This is a genomic window from Mesorhizobium sp. M7A.F.Ca.CA.004.04.2.1, assembly GCF_004022825.1.
Lineage (GTDB): Bacteria > Pseudomonadota > Alphaproteobacteria > Rhizobiales > Rhizobiaceae > Mesorhizobium.
On record NZ_RZPH01001808.1, the window covers coordinates 1 to 427 of the forward strand.

Sequence of the window (427 nt, forward strand, 5' to 3'; positions counted from 1 at the left end):
CCTTGGGGCCAGCGATCGCGCAACGATGCTCGGCTGGACCGCCGGTGTTGGCACCGACATCAAGCTGACCGACAATGTCTTCGGCCGCGTCGAGTATCGTTACACCGACTTCGGCAGCAAGAGCTTCGACGGCATCGGCAAGGTCAAGGCCACCGACAACCGCGTCACCTTCGGCGTCGGTATGAAGTTCTAAGTCGTTCAAGCCACGACACGAAAAAGCCGGGCCTCGCGCCCGGCTTTTTTTGTGTCTGAGTGATTTTCCCGGTGATCGAATCGATAACCCGGGAAATCAATTCCGGGCAATCGGCTATCAACCAGGAATGCAGGGCTTCAGTTCTGGAAACTTCTCGTCGAAGCGTGCCGCCCATCGCGTCAACCGGGCGCGACCCTTCTCCCATTTTCCGGCAAAACGCAGCGAGAGATAGCC

The 427-nt window shown here is 58.5% G+C and carries 1 protein-coding gene and 1 pseudogene; one reads left to right on the forward strand and one right to left on the reverse strand.

The features are described 5' to 3' along the window. Nucleotides 1-193 (forward strand): outer membrane beta-barrel protein (locus EN893_RS37690; RefSeq protein WP_164901578.1); only part of this gene is annotated, 193 nt, incomplete at its 5' end. A 117-nt stretch (nucleotides 194-310) separates the two neighbouring features. On the opposite strand, the pseudogene EN893_RS39805 reads toward EN893_RS37690, so the two are convergent. After that, a pseudogene (locus EN893_RS39805) lies at nucleotides 311-427 on the reverse strand (glutathione S-transferase); the annotation flags it as partial.